At 62.0% G+C, this 5,833-nt stretch carries 4 protein-coding genes and 1 pseudogene; 4 read left to right on the top strand and 1 reads right to left on the bottom strand.

Annotated elements, in window-relative coordinates; all coding sequences use genetic code 11:
- From ABD340_RS46660 to ABD340_RS46675, 4 genes and pseudogenes are all read left to right on the top strand, one after another.
- Positions 1-262: pseudogene (locus ABD340_RS46660) on the top strand (LLM class F420-dependent oxidoreductase); the annotation flags it as partial.
- A 422-nt stretch (positions 263-684) separates the two neighbouring features.
- Entirely contained in the window at positions 685-1,131 is a 447-nt protein-coding gene (locus ABD340_RS46665; protein WP_344598511.1) for a DUF998 domain-containing protein, read from the top strand.
- Between the two features lie 804 nt (positions 1,132-1,935).
- On the top strand, positions 1,936-2,199 hold the full coding sequence (locus ABD340_RS46670) for a hypothetical protein (protein WP_344598512.1): 264 nt from the start codon (positions 1,936-1,938) through the stop codon (positions 2,197-2,199).
- Positions 2,200-3,158: 959 nt separating this feature from the next.
- On the top strand, positions 3,159-3,983 hold the full coding sequence (locus ABD340_RS46675) for a hypothetical protein (protein WP_344598514.1): 825 nt from the start codon (positions 3,159-3,161) through the stop codon (positions 3,981-3,983).
- 402 nt (positions 3,984-4,385) lie between these two features.
- Here the strand turns inward: ABD340_RS46675 and ABD340_RS46680 are convergent, their stop codons facing one another.
- On the bottom strand, positions 4,386-5,375 hold the full coding sequence (locus tag ABD340_RS46680; protein ID WP_344598516.1) for a DUF4365 domain-containing protein: 990 nt from the start codon (positions 5,373-5,375) through the stop codon (positions 4,386-4,388).
- Positions 5,376-5,833 lie beyond the last annotated feature (458 nt).

Genomic DNA, 5,833 nt, shown 5'->3' on the forward strand with positions numbered 1-5,833 from the left:
CCCCGGCGGCGCTCTCACCCCCGAGGAACGCGCGAGCCAGTTGGAAGTGGCCAGGGCCGCCGCCATCGAGGTCGGCCGCGATCCCGACATGCTGGAGTACACCCGATGGGGGTCGATCGACATGTCCGCCGAACGGGTCGAGGCGTTCGCCGCGCAAGGCGTAACCCGTATCGTTGTCAGCCCCACCGCGATGGAACCGGAACGGCAGCGGGACGAGATGTCCGCGTTCGCCCAGCGGTTCGCCCTCCCCGGTACCGGCTGACGCCTTGGAAGCTACATCCGAGCGTTCATTCCAAGCAGCTCAATTGAGCGACGGAGCCCTTCATCACGAGTCTCACGAGCAAGATCCACACCCGTCCAGACCTGTCCGTTGACCTGCTTGGCAGCCTTCCCGGGCACCCCTGGGTTCCACCGCCGTCCAAGCCCGTGCAGACCCGCCGTTAGCACCCGCGTCAGCAAGCCCGACCCACTCCGTGCCGACCGGTCCGGGGGGCTCGTTCGCGCGAACGAGCGCCCCGGCTCCAGGAGGGGTCTGGGGAACCACGGGGTTCCCCAGTCACGCACGCTCGACAGTCCGTCGCAGCGACGCGCAGATGTCCGGCCCCGATTGGCGAACACCGAGGAACGCAGCGAGACAGTCAACCCAGGTTGACGCTCGCAATATCGTCAACCTACGTTGACATCATGAAGATCCAATCACGGGCGTCATTGTTCTGCGGAGCAATCGCGGGCCCCCTCTTCACCCTCGCCTACCTCGCCGAAGGGGCCACTCGCGCGGGTTACGACCCGCTGCGCCATCCCGTCAGCTCACTTGCTCTCGGCAAGTACGGCTGGATGCAGACCCTCAACTTCCTTCTCGCCGCCGCGCTCACAATCGTGTTCGCCACCGGCGTGCACCAAGCGTCCCGGCGCTCGACCTGGAAACCGCTCCTGATCGGCCTGTGGGGAACCGCACTGCTCGGCGCAGGCATCTTCGTGACCGATCCGATCAGCGGCTACCCCTGCGGGACCCCCGACCGGATCCCAAGCGCCAGCACGCACGGCGCCCTTCACGACTACCTCTCACTGCTACCTTCGGTCAGACAGGAGAACTGGGCGACCTGGCCGGATTGTTCCGACGCATTGCCCTAACGACGGCATGGTCCTGGCAGACCATACTGGCGCTGCGCCTTCTCTCACGCACACGACGCGGCGAAACAGGACGAAAAGGATGACGCCGCGCCCTTGGCCGTTACGGGTGGGGGCTGCGCCGGACCGAGGCGTCGAAGCTGGATGTGGTGGACTTCGGGCGGAATGCGAAGGCTCCGCAGTTCGGCCGGTACGGCAGTGACAGCTCTGACACGATCGCATTCAATGACCAACCGCGTTCTCTTGATCACCGGCGCCGCAACCGCCCGTCTGGCCACGGCCCAAGGCTGCCGGACCGTGTTGACCGCCCGGTCCCCCCAACCACTAAGTTCATTGCACGACGGGCACGGAAGCTTAGAAACGATCAAGGCCCAGTGTCAGGGATCATGTCCCTGGCCTGGGCCTTCGCTGTGGAGCGGGTGACGGGAATCGAACCCGCGCTGTCAGCTTGGGAACCATTGCGATCTCGGCCGTCACCCTCCCTGACCTGGCATTCGTGGGTACCGCAAGTGACCGCGAATGCCCCTTGATCACCACCCTTAATGGCACGCTAATGGCACGGCGATCGAGTTTTGACCTCGGCATTCATCGATTCGCTGGGACGCACGGCTCCGCGAGCGTGCCCTCCGGCGCGCGGGAGACCAGAGGTCGCGAGCCCCGCTTGTCAACTGGTCGACGGTTGACAGATCGCTCAGATCGGCTTGCGCGACGGGACTGGCGCCGGACAGTGCTTACTGGCGCCCTCACTCCAGAGGCAGCCTGGCGTCCTCTTTTAGAGGGGACGCAACAACCAACCGGAGGTTTGACATGAACCGCAGGAACAACCGAAGCGCCGCTCGCACCGCCGGCATCGGCTTCAGCACCGTCGGGGGCGCGGCCGTCGGCGGTGCCGTCGGCTTCATCGTCGGTGTCATCCTCGGCCTGATCGTCGGGGCAACCGTCTCCGTCGCCGCTGGCGTCCTCGTCGGTGCCAGCGTGTTCGGTCTCGGCTTCGTCGGCGGCGGCTTCGCCGCCGCTCACGTCGCTCGCCGGGTCGCGAGCCCCCGCTCTGAGGGAGTTCGGGACGCCTAAGGCGGCCACGGGCGGAGAGGCCCTCACCTCTCCGCTTCACCTACGGGGGGTCCGGCGCCAGCCGGCCCTCCGTTTCTTCCTCTGGTCCGCCCAGATCCCGCCGACGTCGGCGACGCCTGTGCCTACCTGCGCTTTCGCCACCTGCGGCACACGGGCAACACCCTCGCCGCTGACATGGGCGTCTCGACGAGGAACCTGATGGCGCGCATGGGGCACGACAACGAGCGGGCGGCGCTGCGGTACCAGCACTAGTCGGCTCAGGCCGATCGGGCCATCGCCGACGGGCTGGATGCCCTCGTTCGGGCTGAGCAAGGGTCGGACGAGGGTGACGACGAGGACGGGGCGGCGGGGGTGCTGGTGCCGGTGGCCTAATTCCACGCTAATTGCACGGCGGGGCTCTGAGCCCTGAAACGATCAAGGCCCAGTGTCAGGGATCATGTCCCTGGCCTGGGCCTTCGGTATGGAGCGGGTGACGGGAATCGAACCCGCGCTGTCAGCTTGGGAACCAAACCGATCATGCCTCGTAGGATCCCTGACCTGCCCTCCAGCCCTCCCACGAGTGACCGCAAGTACCCCTAGATCACCCTGGCTAATTGCCCGCTAATTGCCCGCCACCTCCTTGCTGACCTGGCCTCTCGCCCGCGCTCATCGCCCCCCGCGCGTCCTCACCTCGCCTGCACTCAGGCGTTCGGGGTTTCGCCGGCAGAACTCGCAGAGCCATTGCACCGTAGTCTGATGGCCGCTCGCCGACCGTCCGCTTGGTGTTGAGACCCGCACCGTCCGGGGAGGTGGGCACGCGCGAACGGCGAGGGCCTACAGCAGACGGTTCACACGGGCATGGCCTCCGGCCTGCGAAGAGCTGAAGGCGCGATCGCCCTGCTTCAAGCCTGCCGAACCGGCATTGTTGTCTACCGGCATCCCTGCTGACAACATCGGAGTGATCGGGCATTATCTGCATCATGGATGCGGAGTATGACGCCCTGGAATACGCGGCGCACCTTGATCATATCTTGGGTCAGACCACAGGGCTGCTCGCCCAGCGAGGAGACGATCAAGCGGTGGCCCTCTTGATCGACGTGCATTCCATGACACTAGAGTTCACGGAAGAGATCGCTGCGACAACCCATGAAAGCTGGGGAGATGGGCCGGAGTGGACTCGCCATACCTACCATCGCGTTGCACTCCTGGATGTAGACGAACATATAATCCCCAGGTTCACAGATGAGGTCTGTGAACGCATCATCGGGGTTTTGAGTTACGTCGCCGATCGCAACAATGAGAGCTATGTCAGCTATGTCAAACCGCGTGCCGCATTGCCGGAGATTGACGTCGATTGGCGAACCTCACTTGCCAGCCAAATTGCAGCTGAGCAAGCGACGAATCAGGCACGTCGCGAACGCAGGGGTGTAAACAGATCCGTAGAAGATGACCTCACCTTCGGCAGTACCGAGGAACTTCGCGTTTATCAAGCCCTAAAGCACCTCCAAAGCCTGTCTCGGCCGGAGAGGACGATCGCCCTAGCGCCACTGCCTGGGGTCTATCTACGGGAAGGCCATACATGGACTCCCGACCTGCTTGTAATGGGCGGTGGAAGGCTGATGGTGGTCGAGGTTGATGGACCTCATCATCGGGCGATTCGACGTAGAGCAGATGACCGGAATCGTGACCTGCAGTGGGAGCGGTGCGGTGTCCACGTTGTACGGCTGCCGGTAGAAGATCTGCGAGATGATCAAGAACTAGAGAAACGACTCACAGAAGAAATCAAGCGTCACCTCTACCCATGATCGAGAAATCTATCCCAAACTGAAGTGGCCTCTTCTATCCGGCTCCCTCAGGTTTCGTGGTTTCAGGGGTTCGAGGTAACGGATCAAGCTCGCATGACGCCACCTTGGCCGACTGATCCGTAGCAAGATCGACACCGTCCAGGCCCGTCCACACCCGTCCCTTGACCTGCCCACGCCCCTCTCGCACGTCCACCGCCTTCCAAGGTCATCCAACGCCGTTGTTAGCACCCGCGTCAGCACGCTCACCGTCCCGGAGGGTGCGCCCGCGCGAACGGCGAGACGGTGTGACAGACCGTTTCGCGCGGGCGTGCCCTCCGGCCCGCGGGGGGCTGGGGGTCGCGAGACCCCCGCTTCGCGCTCGCTCTGCTTCTACACTCACTGCACGCTGTAGGACCTACGACGCTAATTTTTTCCTTTTCTGCGCTCAATTTCTGCGAGCACAAAAAACGTAACAATAAAGACCTCTCCGACATGGGGAACTACGACGCCGACAGCGATCCACACATCCCCCCACCATTGATCATCTTTGCCGTCGCCCTTAATGAAGGGGATCCAGAGAAAATTTCCCGCTACTAGGGCAAGGAATCGAGCCGTCCCCTCGGCAAATCGTCCCGCCAATCTCTCGCTATAGACAACTACAAAGAGAAATAGAATGAATAGGTAAACATTTAGAACCCAGCGGACGGGACTCATGTCGGTGTACGTCTTTACGAATTCAATTTGATAAGGCCATTCGAGAATCATCGCGCCCACTACGGCGGCGAACGCAGCTGCCCATCTGAGTTGGTGGCCAGAAAAAGGAATGCGCGTTATGGCGTCAGCAATCCCGTCAAAAAGAGGATTTGGCAGGTCGCTTTCCGTTGACTTGCCAGAGGTAGGCACATCTTCACTTTTGACCAGTTGCTCAAGTGTGCGCGCCGGGTCGGTGTTTCTGACCCTCAGGCCAGCGCTGTCAATATACTGCTCATTTTCCGCAATAAAACCGCGAACATGGGCTGCGTCAAGAATGTTCTTGCTAGGAACGGGAACCCATCCCGGCGAATCATCACAGGCGCGGAGATATTTTGTCAGATTTACCCAGTACAGGCTGTCCATCTCCGGGTCGTAGACGACTCCAAGCACGGGGACTCTACTCTGTTTCCAATCCTCAAAATGATCCTCGATCGGGATCGCATACCCATTTGCACGTTTGTATTTCTTCCCGGCTTTGACCTGGATGGCTACAATATGCCCTGTGCGGCGGCGACTCCGAGTGAAGCTCACATATAGATCTTCGCCGTGATCATTGCCGCCATCGATCTCTTGAACTATCTGGTCGTGATCTTCGAGGAGGGCTCTCAAGGCGTTTACACCAGCTCGCTCCACTCTGCGGTTCGGCCTGATGGTTGCCATGACGTTCGCCACCTAAGCTGACTCGCCCGCTACGGCAGATGGTTGGGGAGGGATAGGTTCTTCATACATGTTAGGGCTGACAGAACGCATGTGTCTGTGTGACCTCAAAGGGTCAGCACCACGCGGGGAGGTGTGTTTAGCTGCTTGAAAGAGACAGCTTGCCCCTGCTGACAGGGGGTCGTGGCGAGATGATCGCCGTGAGCCACCCTGAACAAGTGGCTCAAGTGCGTCAACCGACGTGTTGGAAAGGTTTCAGTTGCTCGGACCTGGAACGTTGATCGGTTGTGAATGCCTCTCGTGTCCGGGTGGACGTGCGACGCGGTGCGTCGGGACCGGACGGAACAGGCCGCACGCCCGGCGCGCCGGGGCGGGCGGCCACCTGGCGGCGCGTAGCGGCGCCCTTGAAGACGTAAAGAAAGTCCTCATCCGGGGCTGTTTGCCCTGGTGTCCTTCCTCGG

The organism is Actinomadura vinacea, from assembly GCF_039532545.1.
Classification (GTDB): domain Bacteria; phylum Actinomycetota; class Actinomycetes; order Streptosporangiales; family Streptosporangiaceae; genus Spirillospora; species Spirillospora vinacea.

Excerpts from the sequence above, each read along its gene's own strand:
- ABD340_RS46665 (WP_344598511.1), top strand. The coding sequence starts at position 685 with ATGAAGATCCAATCACGGGCGTCATTGTTCTGCGGAGCAATCGCGGGC.
- ABD340_RS46670 (WP_344598512.1), top strand. The coding sequence starts at position 1,936 with ATGAACCGCAGGAACAACCGAAGCGCCGCTCGCACCGCCGGCATCGGC.
- ABD340_RS46675 (WP_344598514.1), top strand. The coding sequence starts at position 3,159 with ATGGATGCGGAGTATGACGCCCTGGAATACGCGGCGCACCTTGATCAT.
- ABD340_RS46680 (WP_344598516.1), bottom strand. The coding sequence starts at position 5,375 with ATGGCAACCATCAGGCCGAACCGCAGAGTGGAGCGAGCTGGTGTAAAC.